19 protein-coding genes, 1 pseudogene and 1 riboswitch are annotated in these 20,758 nt (G+C 66.1%); of the genes and pseudogenes, 12 read left to right on the forward strand and 8 right to left on the reverse strand.

Annotated features, from left to right (window positions below):
* The first annotated feature begins 19 nt into the window (after positions 1-19).
* Positions 20-1,294, forward strand: coding sequence for an amidohydrolase family protein (locus tag AB4Z42_RS04250; RefSeq protein ID WP_442007843.1), 1,275 nt, complete (start codon positions 20-22; stop codon positions 1,292-1,294).
* Here the strand turns inward: AB4Z42_RS04250 and AB4Z42_RS04255 are convergent.
* From AB4Z42_RS04255 to AB4Z42_RS04265, 3 genes are all read right to left on the reverse strand, one after another.
* Positions 1,266-2,099, reverse strand: a complete 834-nt coding sequence (locus AB4Z42_RS04255; protein ID WP_442008112.1) for a GNAT family N-acetyltransferase — start codon at positions 2,097-2,099, stop codon at positions 1,266-1,268. The genes AB4Z42_RS04250 and AB4Z42_RS04255 overlap by 29 nt on opposite strands.
* 5 nt (positions 2,100-2,104) lie before the next feature.
* Positions 2,105-4,786, reverse strand: coding sequence for an FHA domain-containing protein (locus AB4Z42_RS04260; RefSeq protein ID WP_442007844.1), 2,682 nt, complete (start codon positions 4,784-4,786; stop codon positions 2,105-2,107).
* A gap of 64 nt (positions 4,787-4,850) precedes the next feature.
* On the reverse strand, positions 4,851-5,258 hold the full coding sequence (locus tag AB4Z42_RS04265) for a nuclear transport factor 2 family protein (protein WP_442007845.1): 408 nt from the start codon (positions 5,256-5,258) through the stop codon (positions 4,851-4,853).
* A gap of 49 nt (positions 5,259-5,307) precedes the next feature.
* Between AB4Z42_RS04265 and AB4Z42_RS04270 the strand changes: the two genes are divergently transcribed.
* Both AB4Z42_RS04270 and AB4Z42_RS04275 read left to right on the forward strand, forming a co-directional pair.
* Positions 5,308-5,883 carry a TetR/AcrR family transcriptional regulator gene (locus AB4Z42_RS04270; RefSeq protein ID WP_442007846.1) on the forward strand — a complete coding sequence of 192 codons (576 nt, stop codon included), beginning with the start codon at positions 5,308-5,310 and terminating at the stop codon, positions 5,881-5,883.
* Positions 5,884-5,984: 101 nt separating this feature from the next.
* Positions 5,985-6,386 (forward strand): hypothetical protein, encoded by a 402-nt coding sequence (locus AB4Z42_RS04275; RefSeq protein WP_442007847.1) that lies wholly within the window; start codon positions 5,985-5,987, stop codon positions 6,384-6,386.
* Here the strand turns inward: AB4Z42_RS04275 and AB4Z42_RS04280 are convergent.
* Positions 6,383-7,579 (reverse strand): NADH:flavin oxidoreductase, encoded by a 1,197-nt coding sequence (locus tag AB4Z42_RS04280; RefSeq protein WP_442007848.1) that lies wholly within the window; start codon positions 7,577-7,579, stop codon positions 6,383-6,385. The genes AB4Z42_RS04275 and AB4Z42_RS04280 overlap by 4 nt on opposite strands.
* Before the next feature lie 57 nt (positions 7,580-7,636).
* On the opposite strand from AB4Z42_RS04280, the gene AB4Z42_RS04285 reads away from it, so the two are divergent.
* The 5 genes and pseudogenes from AB4Z42_RS04285 (at position 7,637) to AB4Z42_RS04305 (ending at position 11,415) form a co-directional block, all read left to right on the forward strand.
* Positions 7,637-8,494, forward strand: a complete 858-nt coding sequence (locus AB4Z42_RS04285; RefSeq protein WP_442007849.1) for a bifunctional methylenetetrahydrofolate dehydrogenase/methenyltetrahydrofolate cyclohydrolase — start codon at positions 7,637-7,639, stop codon at positions 8,492-8,494.
* The gene (locus AB4Z42_RS04290; RefSeq protein WP_442007850.1) at positions 8,491-8,784 is read left to right on the forward strand and encodes a DUF3017 domain-containing protein; all 294 of its coding nucleotides are present in this window, start codon (positions 8,491-8,493) and stop codon (positions 8,782-8,784) included. The genes AB4Z42_RS04285 and AB4Z42_RS04290 overlap by 4 nt, the downstream gene beginning before the upstream one ends.
* Before the next feature lie 138 nt (positions 8,785-8,922).
* Positions 8,923-9,195, forward strand: a pseudogene (locus tag AB4Z42_RS04295) (isochorismatase family protein); the annotation flags it as partial.
* A gap of 73 nt (positions 9,196-9,268) precedes the next feature.
* Positions 9,269-9,892, forward strand: a complete 624-nt coding sequence (locus tag AB4Z42_RS04300) for a TetR/AcrR family transcriptional regulator (RefSeq protein ID WP_442007851.1) — start codon at positions 9,269-9,271, stop codon at positions 9,890-9,892.
* Positions 9,889-11,415, forward strand: coding sequence for an FAD-dependent monooxygenase (locus AB4Z42_RS04305; protein WP_442007852.1), 1,527 nt, complete (start codon positions 9,889-9,891; stop codon positions 11,413-11,415). Before AB4Z42_RS04300 ends, AB4Z42_RS04305 begins: the two co-directional genes overlap by 4 nt.
* Here AB4Z42_RS04305 and AB4Z42_RS04310 read toward each other — a convergent pair whose 3' ends face one another.
* The 3 genes from AB4Z42_RS04310 to AB4Z42_RS04320 are packed head-to-tail and all read right to left on the reverse strand — an operon-like array spanning position 11,416 to position 14,623.
* Positions 11,416-12,144: a class I SAM-dependent methyltransferase gene (locus tag AB4Z42_RS04310; RefSeq protein WP_442007853.1), complete on the reverse strand. Its 729-nt coding sequence runs from the start codon at positions 12,142-12,144 to the stop codon at positions 11,416-11,418.
* The gene (gene metX, locus AB4Z42_RS04315; RefSeq protein ID WP_442007854.1) at positions 12,141-13,277 is read right to left on the reverse strand and encodes a homoserine O-acetyltransferase MetX; all 1,137 of its coding nucleotides are present in this window, start codon (positions 13,275-13,277) and stop codon (positions 12,141-12,143) included. Before metX ends, AB4Z42_RS04310 begins: the two co-directional genes overlap by 4 nt.
* Positions 13,277-14,623, reverse strand: coding sequence for a bifunctional o-acetylhomoserine/o-acetylserine sulfhydrylase (locus AB4Z42_RS04320; protein ID WP_442007855.1), 1,347 nt, complete (start codon positions 14,621-14,623; stop codon positions 13,277-13,279). The genes metX and AB4Z42_RS04320 overlap by 1 nt, the downstream gene beginning before the upstream one ends.
* 41 nt (positions 14,624-14,664) lie before the next feature.
* Positions 14,665-14,787, reverse strand: a riboswitch (SAM riboswitch).
* Between the two features lie 207 nt (positions 14,788-14,994).
* Here AB4Z42_RS04320 and AB4Z42_RS04325 point away from each other — a divergent pair.
* Positions 14,995-17,232, forward strand: a complete 2,238-nt coding sequence (locus tag AB4Z42_RS04325) for an NADP-dependent isocitrate dehydrogenase (protein WP_442007856.1) — start codon at positions 14,995-14,997, stop codon at positions 17,230-17,232.
* Here the strand turns inward: AB4Z42_RS04325 and AB4Z42_RS04330 are convergent.
* Positions 17,229-18,062 carry an alpha/beta fold hydrolase gene (locus AB4Z42_RS04330; protein ID WP_442007857.1) on the reverse strand — a complete coding sequence of 278 codons (834 nt, stop codon included), beginning with the start codon at positions 18,060-18,062 and terminating at the stop codon, positions 17,229-17,231. The two genes, AB4Z42_RS04325 and AB4Z42_RS04330, sit on opposite strands and share 4 nt — an antisense overlap.
* Before the next feature lie 45 nt (positions 18,063-18,107).
* Here AB4Z42_RS04330 and AB4Z42_RS04335 point away from each other — a divergent pair, with 45 nt between their 5' ends.
* Genes AB4Z42_RS04335 through trpS form a run of 3 tightly spaced genes read left to right on the forward strand, consistent with a single transcriptional unit; the run spans position 18,108 to position 20,750 of the window.
* The gene (locus tag AB4Z42_RS04335; protein ID WP_442008113.1) at positions 18,108-18,362 is read left to right on the forward strand and encodes an endonuclease/exonuclease/phosphatase family protein; all 255 of its coding nucleotides are present in this window, start codon (positions 18,108-18,110) and stop codon (positions 18,360-18,362) included.
* Positions 18,359-19,714 carry an NAD(P)/FAD-dependent oxidoreductase gene (locus AB4Z42_RS04340; RefSeq protein WP_442007858.1) on the forward strand — a complete coding sequence of 452 codons (1,356 nt, stop codon included), beginning with the start codon at positions 18,359-18,361 and terminating at the stop codon, positions 19,712-19,714. The genes AB4Z42_RS04335 and AB4Z42_RS04340 overlap by 4 nt, the downstream gene beginning before the upstream one ends.
* Positions 19,715-19,736: 22 nt before the next feature.
* On the forward strand, positions 19,737-20,750 hold the full coding sequence (gene trpS, locus AB4Z42_RS04345; RefSeq protein WP_442007859.1) for a tryptophan--tRNA ligase: 1,014 nt from the start codon (positions 19,737-19,739) through the stop codon (positions 20,748-20,750).
* The last annotated feature ends 8 nt before the right edge of the window (positions 20,751-20,758 follow it).

Consider the following 20,758-nt stretch of genomic DNA (forward strand, 5'->3'; position numbering starts at 1 on the left):
TGTGGAGCATGATCGGAAGATGACGGCTTCCTGGGACACGATCGATCGCTACGTGGTCATCTCGACCGACACGCATGCGGGCGCGGATCTCTACGACTACAAGCAGTACCTGCCGACGGGGCTGCATGACGACTTCGACGCGTGGGCGAAGACGTACGAGAGCCCGTTCGACGACCTGATCATCGCGACGGCGAAGCGCAACTGGGACCACGAGATGCGCATGTCCGAGATGGACGCCGACGGTGTGGCCGCCGAGGTGCTGCTGCCGAACACCGTGCCGCCGTTCTTCCCGACCTCGCCGAACATCACCATCAGCCTGCCGGGCACCCGCCAGGAGTTCGAACAGCGGTGGGCCGGCGTGCAGGCCCACAACCGGTGGCAGGTCGATTTCTGCTCGCTGGCACCGGATCGGCGGCGCGGACTGATTCAGATCTTTCCCAACGACATCGAGCAGGCCCTTGACGAGATCCGTTGGGGCGCAGCGCAGGAATGCTTCGGCGGCGTGCTGGTGCCTGCGGTGTCACCCGGCGACCCGAACGTCGCCCCGCTCTTCCATACCCGGTACGAGCCGATCTGGGCGCTCTGCGCCGACCTCGACCTGACCGTGGTTCAACATGCGGGGGCCGGCAGTCCGGTGATGCCGATGGATCAGCCGGCGTCCAACGCCGTGCTGGTCACCGAGATGGCGATATGGGCGCAGCGCACGGTCAACCACCTCATTCTCGCCGGGGTCTTCGAGCGGCACCCAAACCTGCGGTTCGTGCCGACGGAGCAGGGCACGATGTGGTTGCGGGATCAGATGACGCTGCTCGACGTCATGGTGCCGAGCATGCGAACGGATGCGGGCAACCGCACGTACGGCGTGTTCGGCGGGTCGTCGATCGACGAGCTGACCATGAGCCCGAGTGAGTACGCGAAGCGCAACTGCTACCTGGCATCTGAGTTGACGCCGTACGAGTCGTCGATGATCGACTACATGGGCGCCGATCACATGATGTGGGGCAGCGACTATCCACACGAGGAAGGCTTCGCTCCCCATTCCAAGCTCGCGATTCGGTGGGCATTGCACGATCAGTCAGAGGACACCTGCAGAAAGATCCTGGGCGGCAACGCGGGCCGCCTCTACCGCTTCGATCTCGACGCCCTCGCCCCGATCGCTGCCGAGATCGGGCCGACCGTCGACGAGGTGAACACGCCGCTCGGCGATACGGGTTACGTCTCGCCTCCCGCGTTCGGTTACCGGCCCTTCGAGGGTGGGCTCGCCCTCAAGCGGTTGGCTCCGGCGCGGGTTTGACCAAGATCGCGCGGGTGTAGAGCAGCTGAAATCCGCGCCGCTGCACGTTCTCCTGCGATTTCGACCCCGGTGCGGTGGTGACGACGGCGATATCGCACTGCGCGGTCGCGTCGGCAAGGCGGGCCGCCAGTAACGCCGTCTGAATGCCTCGCCTGCGATGGGCGGGCATCGTGGCCGCGCCTGTGAGTTGGGCGATGCCGTCGGCCATCCGGACGCTCGCCGCGCCCGCGATGACACCGTCGTGCAGCGCGACGTATCGGGTCGCCCCCGCGGCGGCCATATCGCGTGTGGCGGCGGCGATCATGTCGCGCGGAAACTCCTCGTGCGATGCGATGCCCTGGGTGTCGGGTTGCGCGAACCCGTCGACGACGACGTCGAGCCAAGTCTCGAATTCGTCGTCGCCGCTGGACCGGATCTCGACTCCCGGCGGCACGATCCGGTCCGCCGTGCTGTCCAGCGGACGGCCGAGCACGTTCTCGAAGCCGACGAGCGCATATCCGCGTCCTGTCAGCAGCGCGCCGATTTCCGGGTCGGCGAGATGCGCCAACTCGACCTGGGTGGGGCTGCCCACAGCCGAGTACGCCCGCTCGATCTCATCCAGCTCGGCGTCGTCGGGTACGGCTGCGAAGCCGAGCCCGACAACCTTGTTGAACGGCGAGTTCTGACCGGCGAAACACGCCGCCCCGCCTGCGGTCGGCATCACGAAACCGTCGCCGCCGCGGCGCCGTCCTGCCTCGGTACCTGCCACGATGAGACCAGCTTCCGCGTACTCGACGCGCGCAGCCAACGCCGTGCTGCAGAACATTGAAGTCAGTTGGCTGCGGCGAGCCGGATCTTCCATCGGACCACGCTCAGATAGCCGATGCAGATCATCCCTTGCATGGCCATGTTGAACCACCACGCGCCCGCGGTGTGTTTCCAATGCGAGTCCTGCGGTGTCAGCGGGCCTGGCACCAGCCTGATCAGATCGATCGTCGATGCCGTCGAGGCGAATCCCCAGCGGGCCGGGGTGATCCACGACATCTGGTCGAGCACGATGCGACCGGTCACCGGGATCATGCCGCCCTGGAACACCAGCTGCGACATGATCGCGATCACCAGCAGCGGCATGATCTGTTCGTTCGACTTGGCGATCGATGAAAGGGCCAGGCCGACCATTGCTGCGCCGACACAGCACGCCGCGACGTCGACGTACAACTCCAGGGACCGGTTGGGTATCACCGCGCCGCTCTCGACGGCCCCGGGGCCCCAACCCTTCCCCCAGATGTTGATCGCGACGACGATTCCCGACTGCATCAAGGCGAATAAGGAGAAGACGAAGACCTTGGCGAGCATGTATGCGGTCGTGGACAGACCGACCGCCTGCTCGCGCAGGAAGATCGCCCGCTCCCCGATCAGCGCCCGGATCGTCAGCGCGGTGCCCATGAAGATGGCGCCCACGTTGAGCAGCACCAGAATCTGTCCCGGTTCGTTCGGTGCTTCGCCGCCCTTGATTGCGGGGACGGGAATGCCGAAGCCGACATCGCCGGGTACCGAGAGCGACAATGCGCCCATGATGAACGGCAGAAACGCCAGGAAGATGAAGTAGCCGCGATCCGAGATGATCAGTCGCATCTGGCGGCGGGCGATCGTGGAGAACTGCTTGGGCAGGCTGGTCTTGGTCGGCTCGCCGAGGTCGGACGGTGTCTCGATCGGCGGCGGTGGCGCTGGCGGCCCGTGCTGGGCGAGGAACCGCGCTTTGGCGCCGTCCGGGTCACCGGCGACCGAGCTGAAGATGTCGGCCCAGTTGGTGGTGCCCATCGACGCGCCGATCTGGTCGGGTGGGCCGCAGAACGCGGTCTTCCCGCCGGGCGCCAGCAGCAATACCTGGTCGCAAACGTCGAGATAGGTCAGTGAGTGGGTGACGACCACCACGACGCGGCCGGCGTCGGCCAGTTGCCGCAGCATCGTCATGACCTGGCGGTCCAGCGCGGGATCCAGACCCGAGGTGGGCTCGTCGAGGATCAGCAGAGACGGTCCCGTCAACAGCTCGAGGGCGACCGAGGCGCGTTTGCGCTGACCGCCGGAGAGCTTGTCGACACGGGTTTCGAGATGCTTGGTCATCTCGAGTTCCTCGAGGACCTGCATGACGACCCGCTCGCGGTCGGCCTTAGTGGTGTCCGGTGGCAACCGGAGCTCGGCGGCGAACATCAGCGCCTGTCTGACGGTCAGCTGACCGTGCACCACGTCGTCCTGCGGGACCATGCCGATCCTGGAGCGCAGCGAGGCGTACTCGGCGTGGATGTTGTGACCTTCGAAGGTCACGGTGCCGGTCGTCGGATGGGTGTACCCCGCCACCAACTTCGCGAAGGTCGACTTGCCGGCGCCCGACGGGCCGATAACGGCGGTCAATGTGCCGGGGCGCGCGGCGATCGAGATGTTGTCCAACAGTGTCTTGTTGCCCTCGATCGTCCACGTGATCGAGTGCACTTCCAGGCCGCCGGTCTGGGTGGCCGCGGCGGTCTCGGTGCGGCGGGCCAGCGTGCCGCCCGTGAACACCAGGTCGATGTTGCCGATCGTGACGGTGTCGCCGTCGCTCAGCATCGCCGAGTCGACGCGCGCGCCATTGACGAACGTGCCGTTGATGCTGCGGTTATCCCGGATCTCGGTTCCGGTGGGCGTGGGGATCAGGGTCGCGTGGTGACGCGATGCGAGTACATCCGGCACGACGATGTCGTTATCGGTTGCGCGGCCGATCTTGATGGCGCCCGCGATACCCGCTGCGGGAGCGGGCTTGCCGGGCCGCAGGATCTTGAGCATGCTCGTCGCGAGGTTGCCCTCGGCCGCGCGTGGCGCCGCCGTCGGACCCATCGCGGTGACGGACTCGAGAGCCGGTTGCGACATCGGCGCCGACATCTGAGGTTGCCGCACCGGTGCCGAAGGGCCGGACGAATACTGGCCGCCGCGAGCGGCCGGCTGCTGTGGCGCCGAGGGATACCGCGGTTGCGCCCCGGACGGGTACGCCGGTGGCGGTCCCTGCGGACGCGGCCCGGTGGGCGGCGGCATCTGCTGCGGACGTGACACGTGTGGCGCGGAGGGAGCCGACGGTGGGTGTGACGGTCCCTGCGTGGGCCATGAGGTGTCGGCCTGGCGCTGCGAGCCGATGGGCACCGATTGGGTCGGCGTCCGCCCGACGGCGCCCTGGTGCCGCCCGACCTCGAAACTCAGTAGCGGCCCATCGGGATTGCCGATGTTGAGGGTCTGACCGTCGTGCAGGTCGACCGACGGGACCTGCCGGTTGTTGACGTACATCCCGTTGAGGCTGCCGTTGTCGATGGCCACCCACCGGCCCTGGTCGAACCGCAGCACAAGGTGTGCGCGCGAGATCAGCGGGTGTGCGATGCGGATGTCGGCGCGAAGATCGCGACCGACGACAACGTCGTTGCCCGGCGCGAAGGTTCGGGTGGACCCGTCGTATCGAACGGTTAGCGCGGGTGGGGCTGGTCGGCTCATCGCGACCAACTCTATCGGTACGACCCAGATCGCGGCGCGGGTCTGGGCGGTCGTCAGCGGACGGTCATCGACAGGGAATGCGCCATCGGGCAGTGTCAGTGATCTGGTGCAACGCCGCCATCTGCTCGCCTCGCGTGGTGATGACGTGTGCAAAGGCGGCGTCGACGGCGGTTCCGCCGTCTCGCGCCGACCCCCAGTACCTGCCGATGACGACGATCCTGTCGTCGCCGACCGCGAGGTATTCGACGGGATCTACGTGCATGTCGTAGAGCGCGTCGATGTGTCCCCAGACGCCGGCGATCATGTCGTACGGTCCCCGGTGTTCTCCGCCGACCTCGTGCGGCATGCCGGCGCTCACCGTGCCCACGAAATCGTCAGTGAGCAGCGCGAACAGGCTGTCGGCGTCGGAGCGGGCGATGGCGCCGTAGAAGCGCTGCGCGACGGCAGTGGGGGTGGACTCCCGCAAAGACATGAGTGCCTCCTGACCAGTATTAGAGAGTGATCTCTATTATCATAGGACGATGCCACGGCCCGCGCTATACACCGCCGACGAACTGCTCGACGCCGCCGCGACACTGCTCGCCGAAGAAGGACCGGCAGCGGTGACCATGTCGGCCGTCGCGCGCGCGGTCGGCGCCCCCAGCGGGTCGATGTATCACCGCTTCGCGAGCAGGGCCGCGCTGTGCGGCGAACTGTGGATGCGCACCGAGGCGCGGTTCCATTCCGGTATCGCCGCAGCCCTGTCGGCATCGGAGGACCCGCAGACGCGATGTGTCTCCGCGGCCAGATTCACGGTGCAGTGGTGCCGCGAGCACGCGAACGAGGCGCAGGTGCTGCTGGCCGGGGCCGATGCGCTGAGTGCTCCAGAGTGGCCCGAACACCTGATCGCGGCGCGGCGGCGGCTGCGCCGCAAGCTGCGTCAGCTGCTGGCGGCGGTGCCCGCCGACCCCGATCGGATCAATGCTGCGATCGTCGACATTCCCTACGCGGTCGTGCGGCGGCACCTGCTCGCCGGACAGGTGATTCCCGCCAGCGCGGACGGAATTGTCGCGGACTGCGCAAGGGTTCTGATACCACCTGGCCGAAATCGCAAATAAGTGCCGGTCCGTACGGCGAGTCGGCAGCGGCCGCAGGCACCTTCGTGGTGTCGTTGCTCATGGTGTCTATGGCGCCTGCAGGGCTGGTGAGAAGTGCCGCGGTGACCCTGAGTCTGGCGGCGATGGTGACGTTGCCGACGGCTGCTGCACAGGAGTCGTACCCCACCGACGATCGGGGTTTCCTCGACTCCCAGGTGCGCTGTGATGCGCCGCAGTCGGCGGTCTCCTTCATCCGCACGGCACAGTCGATCGTCGCGATCTGCGTCGACCAGGCCGGCCGCTACGAATACCGGGGTGCCCGCCTGGGCGACGATGCGGTGCTCATCGTCGTCGCCGAACCCACTGTGCCGGGACAGTTCTTCGCGCAGAAGGACGGCGTCACCTACACGGTCACGGCAAAGGATCTGGTGATCAAGTCCGACGAGTGGGTGCGCACCGAGCCGGTCGTGGCGTTCGGGGCGCAGCCGATGACCCCGGTGGAGATGCCCACCCCGCCCCACTAACCGGGCGAGCCCGTCACCACGCAGTGCGTATGGCTGTAGATCGTGGCCATGCACTTGTTGCAGTGGGTGCACAGCGATCGAATCGAGTGCGCGTCGCCGTCGTCCTTGATGCGGTTGATCAGGTCGGGTTCGGCCAGCAGTGCCCGTCCCATTGCGACGAAGTCGAAACCCTCGGCCATGGCCAGGTCCATCGTTTCGCGATTTGTGATGCCGCCCAACAAGATCAGCGGCATCTTGAGCTCGGCGCGGAACAGCTTGGCGTCGCGCAGCAGGAACGCTTCCCGGTAGGGGTAGGCGCGCAGGAACTTCTTGCCGGTCAGCCGGATACCCCACCGCAACGGGGGCTTGAAGGCGCCCGCGAACTCCTTGACCGGTGCGTCGCCGCGGAACAGGTACATCGGATTGACCAGTGAGCTGCCCGCGGTGAGTTCGATGGCGTCGAGGCCGCCGTCCTCCTCGAGCCACTTCGCCGTCTGAAGCGACTCCTCGAGCGGGATGCCGCCGCGCACTCCGTCGGCCATGGTCAGCTTGGCGGTGACGGCGATCGGGTTGCCTTCCTTCTCCACCGCGCGCCGCACCGCCATCACCATGCCGCGCGCCACCTTTGCCCGGTTCTCGAGCGATCCGCCGAATTCGTCGGCACGGCGATTGATCAGCGGGCTGAGGAACGAACTCGCGAAATAGTTGTGCCCCAAGTGGATTTCGACGGCATCGAAGCCTGCCTCGATCGCGAGCCGGGCGGCGTTGGCGTGGGCCGCGATGATGTCGTCGATGTCGTCGCGAGTGGCCTTCTTGGCGAAACGCATCGACAGCGGGTTGAAGAACCGCACCGGCGCGTAGGCCGTCGCCTTCGTCGAGCGGGCATTGGCGACCGGCCCGGCATGACCGATCTGCGCGCTGATCGCGGCGCCCTCGGCGTGGATGGACTCCGTGAGCTTCTTCAGTCCGGGGATCGCCTCGGGACGCCACCAGATCACGTTGCCTTCGGTGCGCCCGCCTTTCGACACCGCGAGGTAGGCGACGGTGGTCATGCCGACCCCGCCCGCGGCGGGCAGCCGGTGGTAGGTGATCAGGTCGTCGGTGACGAGCGCGTTCGGCGAGGAAGCTTCGAACGTCGCCGCCTTGATAATGCGGTTGCGTAGCGTCACCGGGCCGAGTTTGGCCGGGGTGAACACATTGGGCTGTGTGTTCATAGAGGCGAGCATGCCAGACTGGCGTCGCAGGCGAGCGAAGCGACGGGAGAAAGCTCCGTGGGTGCGATCACTTTGGACGGTAAGGCCACACGCGACGAGATCTTCGTCGACCTGAAGGAACGTGTTGCGAAGTTATCCGAGGCAGGGCACACCCCCGGATTGGGAACGGTGCTGGTCGGCGACGACCCCGGCTCACACGCATACGTCCGGGGTAAGCATGCGGACTGCGCCAAGGTGGGCATCAACTCGATCCGCCGCGATCTGCCCGCCGACATCAGTCAGGGCGAGCTCGACGCGACCATCGACGAGCTGAACGCCAACCCCGAGTGCACCGGCTACATCGTGCAGCTGCCGCTGCCCAAGCACCTCAACGAAAACGCCGCACTGGAGCGGGTGGATCCGGGCAAGGACGCCGACGGGTTGCATCCGACGAATCTGGGCCGGCTGGTGCTCAACGAGCCGGCGCCGCTGCCATGCACTCCCCGCGGCATCGTGCACCTGCTGCGCCGCTACGAGGTCGAGATCGCCGGCGCGGAGGTCGTGGTCATCGGACGCGGGGTGACGGTCGGCCGGCCACTGGGCCTGCTGCTGACCCGTCGCTCCGAGAACGCGACGGTCACGTTGTGCCACACCGCGACTCGGCACCTGCCGCAGCACACCCGCGATGCCGACATCATCATCGCCGCCGCGGGGGTGCCGCACATGGTGACCGCCGAGATGGTTCGTCCCGGTGCCGCGGTGATCGACGTCGGAGTGAGCCGCGACGCGGCAGGCAAGCTGGTCGGCGACGTGGCCCCCGACGTCTGGGACGTGGCCGGTCACGTGTCGCCCAATCCCGGCGGCGTCGGGCCGCTCACCCGCGCGTTTCTGCTCACGAACGTGGTCGAGCGCGCAGAGGTGCTGGCGGCGCAGTGACATTGCGTGAGTTCGCGCGCAAGGTCTTCGGCGGGCAGTGGCCGATCCTGCTGCCCGGCGTGATCCTGATAGCGGCGTTCGGACTGGTGATCGCCGGCTATTGGCGCCGGGGCGCCCTGGTGCTCGCGATCGGCGTGGCTGTGGCCGCCGTGCTGAGGCTCACGCTGCCCGAGGACCGGGCCGGGCTGCTTGCCGTGCGCAGTCGCGGCATCGACGTCGCAACGACCGCCAGCGTCAGCGCGACGATTCTGTACATCGCATGGACGATCGACCCGCTGGGTACCAGCTAGCGGAGTCATTCGACTGCGGTGACAACGGCGCGGGACAGCATGTGGGGCCCGACGATTCCCGAGCTGAAGCAGGTGCTCAGGGAGACCGAGATACTCGACCGGTCGACGATCAACGCATAGGACGACGAGCGCTTCGTTGCTCTGGTCGAGGCGACGAAGCGCGATCACCTGATCATCGCTGGCCTGTCGTTCGAAGTCTGCGCGTCCCTGCCGGCTATCTCGGCTCGAGGCAACGGCTTTCATCCCGTCGTCGCGGTGGATGCGTGCGGAACGTTCTCGCATCACAAACGCGAGGCCGGCCTCACGACTCTGGGAGTCGAGGTCTCCGACTACGCGACCATGATCGTCGAGATCATGGGCGACAATGCCGATCCCAAGGCCAACGACATCTATGCCGCACTGGGTCAGTGAGTGGGCGGTTCCCCACGAAGATTGCCCGCTAGGCAATTTTGCACTTTAGGCAATATTTGGCTACCTTGGCCGCATGACCGGACTCCGGGAGCGCAAGAAGCTCGACACCCGACGCGCGCTCAGTGACGCGGCACTGAAACTGGCGCTCGAGGGCAGCTTCGACACCGTGACACGCGAAGCCATCGCCGAACTCGCGGGCGTATCGCTGCGCACGTTCAACAACTACTTCACCGGAAAGTACGAGGCGCTGGCGTACCGCCAGTCCGAACGCCTGCGGCGCAGCATCACCGTGCTGCGCGGTCGTCCCTTCGACGAGCCGTTGTGGACGTCGATCACCGAATCCGTTGTCGCGCCGCTGGAAGAAGACCTCCGCGACGCCGACGGCGCCGAAAACCGGATCCCGAGCCGCCGGGAATTCGCCGAAATTCGAAAGCTGCTGATGAGGCCCGAGATCCGCGATGTGGTCTCGAAGAAGCTGTTCGACGAGTGGACCGATGTGATCGCCGAGCGCACCGGCAGTGACCCCGAGGTGGACATGTATCCACGCCTGGTGGCGGCGGTGGTGCGAGCGGTCGGTGACGCGGCGACCGACATGTACGTGCGGGCAGACCCGCCCGTCGCGATCACAGATTTGATCCGCGCGGGTTTCGCGCAGGTGGCCGCCGGATTGCCCGAACCGCAGAGGGTCACGTCATGAGCGATGTCCACACCACCCAGGTCGCCATCGTCGGCGCGGGCCCCAACGGGTTGATGCTCGCCTGTGAGCTGGCGCTCGGGGGTGTGCGAGCCGTGGTGCTCGACCAGTTGCCGGGCCCCAGTGACGAGCCCAAGGCCAACGGCCTTGTCGGACAGATCATTCGGCAGCTGGACATGCGGGGGCTCTACCACGCTTTCGGCGGTGACGACGGCCCGCCGCGACCGGCATACGGCTGGCAGTTCGCAGGCATGCCGCTCAGCTTCCTGCGCGTCGAGGACAATCCGATGCACGCGCTTCTCATCGCGCAACCCCGCTTGGTTCGGCTTCTCGAGAAGCGGGCCCGCGGTCTCGGTGTCGACATCAGGTGGGGTCATCAGCTGATGTCGATCGATACGGACGCCGATGCCGTCACGCTGACCGTGCGTTGCGGCGGGCACGACTACCGGCTGCACCCCGATTTCCTCGTCGGCGCCGACGGCGGCCGCAGCACCGTGCGCAAGAGCGTGGGCATCGGATTTCCCGGTCACACGTCACCGGTCGTGAGCCGGCTGGCACACGTCCACCTGCCCGAAGAGCTGCTGGTTCCCGGCCGCGGCTATGAGATCCCCGGCCATGGCCTGATTCCGTTCGGACCGAACAGATTCCGCGATGGCACGCTCATCCTGTTTCCGCTCGAGCCCGAAAGGCCATTGCTCGGCACCGTGGAGTACGGCTGGACACCGGGCAGCGCGACAAGCGCGATGACGCTCGACGAGCTTCGCGAAAGCGTCCTTCGGCTGACCGGCATCGACATCCCGTTCGAAGCCCCGAAGGCCCCCGGTGTACACGCGCTACGGCGGCTTGACGGAACGAACTCGCGCCAGGCAGAGGTGTATCGCGCGGGCCGGGTGCTGCTGCTCGGCGATGCCGCGCACGTGCACTCGCCGATGGGCGGCCCTGGACTGAACCTCGGCATGGCGGATGCCGTCAATCTCGGATGGAAGCTCGCGGGTGTCGTCAACGGCCTGGTGCCCGACAACCTGCTCGACACCTATCAGTCCGAACGGTATCCCGTCGGTGAGCGGGTGATGATGCATTCACAGGCGCAGTTGGCGCTCGCCGCGCCGGGACCCGAAGTCAACGCCCTGCGCGGCCTTTTCGGCGAGCTGGCGGACATGCCGGAGGTCGCAGGGCACCTCGCCCGGCTACTGGCCGGCTCGGATGTGCGCTACGACGTCGGCGACGACCATGCGCTGTCAGGGCTGTTGGTTCCCGACCTCGTCTTCGACGACGGCACACGCGTCGCCGACCTCTTGCACGACGCACGTCCGCTGCTGCTCGACGTGTCCGGCGGCGCCGCACGTTCGGTGGCCGACCCGTGGGCGGGCCGTGTCGACGTCGTGACAGCGGTCATGACCGACGCAGAATTCGCCGCGATGCTCATTCGGCCCGACGGCTATGTTGCATGGGCTGCAACCGAACTCGGGCCCGGCGATGAAATGCGGCTGCGTGCGGCGCTGACACGTTGGTTCGGCGCGGCCTAGTCAGGACAGCGTCGCGCGGACGGACACCGTCACGTACGGCAGTGCCAGGCCGTTGGCATTGGCCAGCGCAGGGTGGGTGGTCAGCAGTTCGCGCACCTGGTCGAGCGTGCGGGTCCGCACCTTCTCCGGTGACGTGATGCAGTAGCTGCGGGAGGCGACCAGGTCGATGAGTGCCTGCGGCGTCAGGTAACTGGTCCAGTCGACGCGGTGGAATTCGACATCGGTGAAGACGTCCGGGAGCGCCGTCCTTTCGTTGAACTGGGCGTCATCGTGGCCGATGATGGTCCCCAGATCCTTGACCCAGCCCAGCCGTTCGTCGCGGGAGTTCCACACCAGCCCCAGCCGGCCTCCCGGTCGAAGCACCCGCGCCACCTCCTTGACCGCACGCTCGGTGTCGAACCAGTGCCAGGCCTGTGCCACCAGCACCGCGTCGACACTTTCGTCGGGCAGCGGGATCTCCTCGGCCGTGCCGAGCAGCGCAGGCGTATCGGGCAACGAATTGCTCAGCAGTTCAAGCATTTCCGGTATCGGGTCGACGGCGACGACCTTGAGGCCGCGTTCGACCAACCGCGTCGTCAACTTGCCCGTTCCCGCCCCGAGGTCGAGCACGTCGGCGGCGTCGTCGGGGAGCAGCCAGTCGATCGCCTCCGGCGGGTACGACGGTCTGCCTCGCTCGTATGCCGCCGCCTCTGCGCCGAATGACAGCGAGCGCTGCCGGCTGCTTGTCATGAGCGTGACGCCAACTCCAACGTCTTACGGACCAATTCGCCCACCGCCTCCGTTTCGACAAGAAATCCGTCGTGGCCGTAGATCGAGTCGACCACGTTCAACTCGCTACAACCCGGCAACAGCGCGGCCAATTCCTCCTGCAGCCGCAACGGGTACAACCGGTCTGAGGTGATACCGCCGACCACCACGGGCACCGGGCAGCTTCGCAGTGCAGCCTCCACACCTCCGCGGCCACGGCCGACGTCGTGGCTGGACAGCGATTCCGTGAGCGCCACATACGTGCCCGCGTCGAATCTGGCCAAGAGTTTGCGGCCCTGATACTCGAGGTAGCTCTGGATCGCATACCGGCCACCCGTCGCCGGATCCTCGTCACCCTGCGCGTCGTTGGCGAAGCGATCGTCCAGTTCGGTCTCGCCGCGATACGTCAGGTGTGCGAACCGGCGGGCGATCTCCATGCCGGTGTCCGGGGTGAGGCCAGTGTCGTAGTAGTCGCCGTTGCACCAGTTCGGATCGGATCTGATCGCCGCGACCTGCGTGCTCTGAGTGCCGATCTGATCGGCGGTCGCGCGGGCCCCGACCGCCAGCACCAGGGCTGCGCGCACCGTGTCGGGATGGCCGACGATCCACTCCAGTGCCCTGGCGCCGCCCATCGAACCGCCGACGACCGCGGCGACCCTGGTGATGCCGAGCGCCGCGAGTGCGGCGATATCGGCTTCGACCTGGTCGCGCACCGAGACGAGCGGAAACCTCGAACCCCACGGCTTACCGTCGGGATGCAGTGAGCTCGGACCGGTCGATCCACGGAACCCGCCGAGCACGTTGGTGGCGATCGCACACCAGCGGTCGGTGTCGATCGGCGCACCGGGTCCGGCGACGCCTTCCCACCAGCCCTCGGTCTCTTCGCCAGGCCCGTTCGGGCCGGTGATGTGTGAGTCGCCGGTGAGGGCGTGCAGCACGACGACCACGTTGTCGCGGTCGGGGGAGAGCTCACCCCACCGCTGCACGGCGATCGTGACATCGTCGACGACCGCGCCGCTCTCCAGCTTGAGTGCGCCGATGCTGACATGGCCGACTTTGCCTTCGGCGGGCAGAGATGCAGGTTCCACGTCGACGTCCAATTCGAAGATAGTCATCAGAACGCCGCCGCGGCTTTGGGATCCGCTGAACCGGCGGAGTTGAACGGCTTGGCGGCGGCGAAGCCCTGTTCCAGGTCCGCGAGGATGTCGTCGATGCCTTCGATGCCGACCGCGAGCCGCACCAGTCCCGGAGTGACGCCGGTGGCCAGCTGCTCCTCCGGCGATAGCTGCGCATGGGTGGTCGAGGCCGGATGGATGACCAGCGACCGGACGTCACCGATATTGGCGACGTGGCTGTGCAGCGTGAGCGCGTTGACGAACGCCTTGCCCGCGTCGATGCCGCCGGCCAGCTCGAAGGCCAGCACCGCGCCGGTTCCCTTGGGCGCCAGCTTCTTTCCCAACTCGTACCATGGCGAGGTGGGCAGGCCCGCATAGTTCACCGAGACGACGTCGTCGTGGCCGGCCAGATATTCCGCCACGCGCTGCGCGTTGGCCACATGCCGCTCGACACGCAGGCTCAGCGTCTCCAGCCCCTGGGCGACCAGGAACGCGTTGAACGGCGATGCCGCCGATCCGAGATCGCGCAGCAGCTGCACGCGCGCCTTCAGTGCGTATGCGGGCGGACCGAGTTCGGCGAACACCACACCGTGGTAGCTCGGGTCCGGTGTGGTGAAACCGGGGAATTTGCCGTTGGTCCAGTCGAAGGTGCCGCCGTCGACGATGACACCCGCGATCGCCGAGCCGTGCCCGCCGAGATACTTGGTGGCCGAGTGCACGACGATGTCGGCGCCGTGGGCGAGCGGCTGAATCAGGTACGGCGTCGCGATCGTGTTGTCGACGATCAGCGGAACGCCGGCCTCGTGGGCGACGGCGGCGACGCCGGGAATGTCGAGCACATCGATTTTGGGATTGGAGATCGTCTCGCCGAAGAACGCCTTGGTGTTTGGTTGCGCGGCCGCGCGCCACGAATCCAAATCATCGGGGTCGTCCACGAAGCTGACCTCGATGCCGAGTTTGGGCAACGTGTAGTGGAACAGGTTGTAGGTGCCGCCGTAGAGCCGCGGACTGGAGACGATGTGGTCGCCCGCGTTGGCCAGATTGAGGATCGCGAAAGTCTCGGCGGCCTGACCCGACGCCAGGAACAGCGCGGCGACGCCGCCCTCGAGCGCGGCGATGCGCTGCTCGACGGTGTCCTGGGTTGGATTCATGATCCGGGTGTAGATGTTGCCGGGCTCGGCGAGGCCGAAGAGCGCGGCGGCATGCTCGGTGCTGTTGAACACGTATGACGTGGTCTGGTAGATCGGCAGCGCGCGTGCGTTCGTCGCGATATCCGGGGTTTGGCCCGCGTGGACCTGCTTGGTTTCGAATGCCCACTGTGCGGTGGGGTCTTCTGGCGCGCTCATGGGACGGCCCTCCATCTGTGTGTCAGGGGGCCCGTCAAACGGACCCGCGCTTGCCGGCAACTACTCGCTAGTGGCTGCTCAACCTGGTCTTCACCCGGAGCACCCCACCGCGGTTGGAGGGTTGCCGGCCAGCAAGCCGGGGCTTGATGCTGGCGCTCATGACCGACCACAGACTATCGCATGCCACTGAGTGTTTGCCAGCAGCTTGTTTTACCGTCGGCCCGAAAGCTACCCGTCAGTAGGGGTAGTGGCCCCTCACGAGAGGAGGCCTACCCCCGCGTAGCGTCGTGTTCGACGCAATACTTGTAGCCGCCGCACACACGATGCGGAGCTTCGTCGAACTGACCGAGAAGACGCCGGGAGAACATCACATGAGCGAAGAGCAGCCGACCATCATCTACACCCTGACCGACGAGGCGCCGCTGCTTGCGACCTATGGCTTTCTGCCGATCATTCGATCCTTCGCCGACCCGGCGGGGATCAACATCGAAACCAGTGACATCTCGGTGGCGGCCCGCATCCTGGCCGAGTTCGGTGACCACTTGACCGAAGAACAGCGTGTGCCCGACAACCTGGGCAAGCTGGGCGAGCTCACGCAGTCGCCCGATACCAACATCATCAAGCTGCCCAACATCAGTGCGTCGGTCCCGCAGCTCTACGCTGCGATCAAGGAGCTGCAGGAGAAGGGCTACGCGATTCCCGACTATCCGGCGCAGCCGAAGAACGACGAGGAAAAAGAGCTCAACCAGCGCTACGGCAAGATTCTGGGCAGCGCTGTGAACCCGGTACTGCGCGAAGGCAATTCGGACCGTCGGGCGCCCAACGCCGTCAAGGAGTACGCGCGTAAGCACCCGCACTCCATGGCTGAGTTCTCCCAGGCGTCGCGCACGCACGTGGCGACCATGAAGGATGGCGACTTCTACCACGGCGAGAAGTCGATCACCCTGGATAGCGACCGCACGGTGCGGATGGAGCTGAAAACCAAGAACGGCAACACGATTGTGCTCAAGCCCGAGACGAAGCTGGAGAACGGCGACGTCATCGATTCCATGTACATGAGCAAGAAGGCGCTGGTCGAGTTCTACGAGCAGCAGATCGAGGACGCGTACAAGACGGGCGTGATGTTCTCGCTGCACGTCAAGGCGACGATGATGAAGGTCAGCCACCCCATCGTCTTCGGCCATTGCGTGAAGGTCTTCTACAAAGAAGCCTTCGCCAAGCACCAAGAGGTGCTCGACCAGCTCGGGGTCAACGTCAACAACGGAATGGTGGACCTCTACAACAAGATCGAGTCACTGCCCTCGTTCCAGCGGGAGCAGATCATCCAGGACATCCACGATGTCCACGAGCACCGTCCCGAGTTGGCCATGGTCGATTCGGCCAAGGGAATCACCAACTTCCACTCGCCGAGCGACGTGATCGTGGACGCCTCGATGCCTGCGATGATCCGCCTCGGCGGCAAGATGTACGGCGCCGACGGACGGACCAAGGACACCAAGGCCGTCAACCCCGAGTCGACGTTCTCCCGGATCTACCAGGAGATGATCAACTGGTGTAAGACCAACGGCCAGTTCGATCCGACGACTATGGGCACGGTGCCGAACGTCGGCCTGATGGCGCAGAAGGCCGAGGAGTACGGCTCACACGACAAGACCTTCGAGATTCCCGAGGACGGTGTCGCCGACATCGTCGACGTCGACAGCGGCGAGGTGCTACTGAGCTGGGATGTCGAGGAGGGTGACATCTGGCGCATGCCGGTCACCAAAGATGCGGCGATCCGCGACTGGGTGAAGCTTGCCGTCACCCGCGCGCGGGCATCAGGCATGACGGCGGTGTTCTGGCTGGACACCGAACGCCCCCACGAGGTGGAGCTGCGCAAGAAGGTCAAGGAGTATCTGAAAGACCACGACACCGAGGGCCTGCAGATCCAGATCATGCCGCAGGTGTGGGCCATGAGGTACACGCTGGAGCGCGCGACCCGCGGGCAGGACACCATCGCGGTGACGGGAAACATCCTGCGCGACTACCTGACCGACCTGTTCCCGATCCTGGAACTCGGCACCAGCGCCAAGATGCTGTCGATCGTGCCGCTGATGGCGGGCGGCGGAATGTACGAGACGGGTGCGGGCGGTTCAGCACCCAAGCATGTGCATCAGCTGGTCGAAGAGAATCACCTGCGGTGGGATTCGCTCGGCGAGTTCCTCGCGCTGGGCGCCTGCTTCGAGGATCTGGGCGACAAGACCAGCAACAAGCGAGCCACGCTGCTGGGCAAGACATTGGACGCCGCCATCGGCAAGTTGCTGGAGAACGACAAGGGCCCGTCACGCAAGACCGGTGAGCTCGACAACCGCGGCAGCCAGTTCTACCTCGCGATGTACTGGGCGCAGGAGCTCGCCGATCAGACCGAGGACAAGGAGCTCGCCGACCACTTCGCCGCGCTCGCGAAGTCGCTTGCGGAGAACGAGGACGCCATCGTCTCCGAACTCGCTGCGGTGCAAGGTGATTCGGTGGATATCGGCGGCTACTACTGGCCGGACCCGGAGAAGACCACCGCGATCATGCGGCCGAGCAAGACGCTGAACTCGACGCTGGAGTCCGCGAGGAGCTAGCCGATGGCCTCCTGCGACGGGGGCGTCGCGTAGCGGTCAGTGAACTCGACGATCAGGTCGGCGACCTGGCGCGGCGCCTCGTACATCGGGATGTGCCCGACGTCGTCGAGGTGCGTGATCTGCGTGGACTCCGGCAGGTGTGTCGTGAAGTGCCGGGTGAATCGCGGATGCGGCAGCACCCGGTCCTTCTCGCAGATGACCAGATGCGTCGGCGTCTTGGCCCCCGCGAGTTCGAGCAGGCCGGGCATCAGCAGGGACTTCAACAGCAGCTGGTAGTAGGCCGGACAGTGGGTGACGTCGTCGATGATGTCGAGCCATTGCTCGTCGTTGAGGCGATCCGCGGTCGCGCTGATCGGCACAAAGCCCAGCTGACGGACGTACGGCAGCTTCAGTGCGCGCGGGCCGAGGATCTTGGCGCCCAACCAGACGGGCAAGCCGGCCACGAACTTGAACACGATCTCGAATTTGGCGGGGGTGTAGCGGGTCCAGCCGCCGGCCGGTGCGATGCCGGTCAGCGACCGGGCCCGGCCGCGGCGTGCCAGTTCGAAGGCCACCCAGCCGCCGAGCGAGTTGCCGACGATGTGCGCGGTGCCCCACCCAAGCGCATCCATCCGGCGTTCCATATCGTCGGCCAGCTCGGTGGTGTCCAGGAAGAACCGACCCTTCACACCGCCGTTGTGGCCGGGCATGGTCGGGGCCAACACCTCGTAGCGGCCTGTCTCAGCAATCAGTGGGGAAACGCCTTTCCAGACGTTCTGGGACATCATGAACGGATGCAGCAAAAGCATCGGCTCGCCTGAACCCAGGTGTATCGGTGCGCGCTCGCTCATCTGCCCGAGACTAAAGGTGATACCGCCGGTACCGCAAGCCGCTCGATAGGGTCTCGTCCCGTGATTGTGTCCACCGTCAACGTCAACGGCATCCGCGCAGCGATCAAGGAGAGGTCGGCCGAGAACCTCGGACTCCTGCCATGGCTCGCAGACACCGCCGCCGATGTGGTCTGCCTCCAGGAGACCCGCGCCTGGCGGCGCGTGCGGTATCCGCCCGGGTCGAGCGGGCCGCGGCCTATGCCCTGCGCTGGTCCGACCACGCGCCGGTCACCGTCGAATACGGTTAAGGTCCGTACGTGACCGTCGACAACATCGCTCCGCGACGTCATCGCGTCGTCATCATCGGCTCCGGCTTCGGCGGGTTGTTCGCGGCCAAACACCTCAAGCGCGCGGACGTCGACGTCACACTGATCGCGAAGACGACCCACCATCTGTTCCAGCCGCTGCTCTATCAGGTCGCCACGGGCATCCTGTCAGTCGGTGAGATCGCGCCGGCGACACGAATCATCCTGCGCAAGCAGCGCAATGCCGAAGTCTTGCTCGGCGATGTGGTGGACATCGACCTGAAGAACAACACCGTCACCTCCAAGCTGCTCGACTGGGAGCGGGTCACTCCGTTCGACAGTCTGATCGTGGCGGCGGGCGCGCAGCAGTCCTACTTCGGCAACGATCACTTCGAGGCCTTCGCGCCAGGAATGAAGACCGTCGACGACGCCCTCGAGTTGCGCGGCCGGATCCTCGGCGCCTTCGAGGCTGCCGAGGTGACGACGTCGGAGGTGGAGCGCAAGCGACGGCTGACGTTCGTCGTCGTCGGTGCCGGACCGACCGGCGTCGAGGTCGTCGGGCAGATCGCCGAGCTCGCCGACCGCACCCTGAAGGGGGCGTTCCGGACCATCGACCCGACCGCCGCCCGGGTGATTCTGGTCGAGGCGGCATCCGCGGTCCTGCCGCCGATGGGGCCCAAGCTCGGGCTCAAGGCGCAGCGCCGGCTGGAGAAGATGGGTGTCGAGGTCAAGCTGAACACGATGGTCACCGACGTCGACTACATGGGCTTGACGGTAAAAGAGGACGGTGAAGAAACCAGAATCGAGGCCGCCGTCAAGGTGTGGTCCGCCGGTGTGCAGGCCAGCCCGCTCGGCAAGCAGATCGCCGACCAGTCCGACGGCACGGAGGTCGACCGGGCCGGCCGCGTGGTCGTCGAGCCCGACCTCACGGTCAAGGGACATCCGAACGTCTTCGTCATCGGCGACCTGATGAGCGTGCCGGGTGTGCCGGGCATGGCGCAGGGCGCGATCCAGGGCGCGGTCTATGCCACCAAGCAGATCAAGAGCGAGCTCAAAGCGTCGGAGCCGGCGGACCGAAAGCCGTTCAAGTACTTGAACAAAGGCAGCATGGCCACCGTCTCCCGCTTCAACGCGGTGGCGCAGGTCGGCAAGATCGAGTTCGGCGGGTTCCTCGCCTGGCTCGCATGGTTGGGTCTGCACCTCTACTACCTCGTGGGCAGCCGCAACCGCATCGTCGCCGTGTACTCCTGGTTCATCACCTTCCTCGGCCGCGGCCGCAGCCAGCTGGCGATCACCGAACGGTGGGTGTTCGCGCGGAGAGCGCTAGAGCAATCCCGGGATCAGAGCGCCCAAAAATCCATTGGATGACCCGTGCCAAGATTGACCCATCATGAGCACTTCCCGTCCCGTCGTATTCTCCGGTGTCCAGCCGACCTCTGATTCCCTGCATCTCGGCAACGCGCTCGGCGCGATCAAGCAATGGGTGGATCTGCAGGATTCCTACGACGCGTTCTTCTGCGTCGTCGATCTGCACGCGATCACCATTCCGCAGGATCCAGCACAGTTGCGCCGGCGCACGCTGGTCACCGCCGCGCAATACCTCGCGCTCGGGATCGACCCTTCGCGCAGCACGATCTTCGTGCAGAGCCACGTCGCCGCGCACGCCGAACTTGCTTGGGTGCTGGGCTGTTTCACCGGTTTCGGGCAGGCATCGCGGATGACGCAGTTCAAGGACAAGTCGCAGAAGGAAGGCAGCGAGGCCACCACCGTCGGGCTGTTCACGTATCCGGTGCTGATGGCCGCCGACGTGCTGCTCTACGACACGGAACTCGTGCCGGTCGGCGAGGATCAGCGTCAGCACCTGGAACTGTCGCGCGACGTCGCCCAGCGGTTCAACGCCCGCTTCCCCGACACCTTCGTGATCCCGGACGTGCTGATCCAGAAGGTCACCGCCAAGATCTACGACCTGGCCGACCCGACGTCGAAGATGAGCAAGTCGGCTGCCACCGATGCGGGTCTGATCAGCCTGCTCGACGATCCGAAGAAGACCGCGAAGAAGATCCGCTCCGCGGTGACCGACAGCGAGCGCGAGATCCGCTACGACCCCGTCGCCAAAGCCGGCGTGTCCAACCTGCTGACCATCCAGTCCGCGATCACGGGCATCGACGTCGAGAAGGTCGCCGAGGGCTATGCGGGGCGCGGATACGGCGACCTGAAGGCCGACACCGCCGAGGCCGTCGTCGAATTCGTCGGTCCGATCAAGGCGCGTGTCGACGAACTGCTGGCGGATCCGGCCGAGCTCGAGTCGGTGCTGGCCGCCGGCGCGGAGCGCGCCAGGGACGTGTCTGCAAAGACACTGCGGCGGGTATATGACCGGTTAGGGTTTCTACCCGGACCTGGCTGACGCCCGCA

Source organism: Mycobacterium sp. 2YAF39, from assembly GCF_052114565.1.
Taxonomy (GTDB): domain Bacteria; phylum Actinomycetota; class Actinomycetes; order Mycobacteriales; family Mycobacteriaceae; genus Mycobacterium.

What these genes read in the sequence shown, in the direction of transcription:
- AB4Z42_RS04250 (WP_442007843.1), top strand. Translation starts at nt 20, where the DNA reads ATGACGGCTTCCTGGGACACGATCGATCGCTACGTGGTCATCTCGACC.
- AB4Z42_RS04265 (WP_442007845.1), bottom strand. Translation starts at nt 5,258, where the DNA reads ATGTCTTTGCGGGAGTCCACCCCCACTGCCGTCGCGCAGCGCTTCTAC.
- AB4Z42_RS04325 (WP_442007856.1), top strand. Translation starts at nt 14,995, where the DNA reads ATGAGCGAAGAGCAGCCGACCATCATCTACACCCTGACCGACGAGGCG.
- AB4Z42_RS04280 (WP_442007848.1), bottom strand. Translation starts at nt 7,579, where the DNA reads ATGAACACACAGCCCAATGTGTTCACCCCGGCCAAACTCGGCCCGGTG.
- AB4Z42_RS04330 (WP_442007857.1), bottom strand. Translation starts at nt 18,062, where the DNA reads ATGAGCGAGCGCGCACCGATACACCTGGGTTCAGGCGAGCCGATGCTT.
- metX (WP_442007854.1), bottom strand. Translation starts at nt 13,277, where the DNA reads ATGACTATCTTCGAATTGGACGTCGACGTGGAACCTGCATCTCTGCCC.
- AB4Z42_RS04310 (WP_442007853.1), bottom strand. Translation starts at nt 12,144, where the DNA reads ATGACAAGCAGCCGGCAGCGCTCGCTGTCATTCGGCGCAGAGGCGGCG.
- AB4Z42_RS04320 (WP_442007855.1), bottom strand. Translation starts at nt 14,623, where the DNA reads ATGAGCGCGCCAGAAGACCCCACCGCACAGTGGGCATTCGAAACCAAG.
- trpS (WP_442007859.1), top strand. Translation starts at nt 19,737, where the DNA reads ATGAGCACTTCCCGTCCCGTCGTATTCTCCGGTGTCCAGCCGACCTCT.
- AB4Z42_RS04300 (WP_442007851.1), top strand. Translation starts at nt 9,269, where the DNA reads ATGACCGGACTCCGGGAGCGCAAGAAGCTCGACACCCGACGCGCGCTC.
- AB4Z42_RS04270 (WP_442007846.1), top strand. Translation starts at nt 5,308, where the DNA reads ATGCCACGGCCCGCGCTATACACCGCCGACGAACTGCTCGACGCCGCC.
- AB4Z42_RS04260 (WP_442007844.1), bottom strand. Translation starts at nt 4,786, where the DNA reads ATGAGCCGACCAGCCCCACCCGCGCTAACCGTTCGATACGACGGGTCC.
- AB4Z42_RS04305 (WP_442007852.1), top strand. Translation starts at nt 9,889, where the DNA reads ATGAGCGATGTCCACACCACCCAGGTCGCCATCGTCGGCGCGGGCCCC.
- AB4Z42_RS04255 (WP_442008112.1), bottom strand. Translation starts at nt 2,099, where the DNA reads ATGTTCTGCAGCACGGCGTTGGCTGCGCGCGTCGAGTACGCGGAAGCT.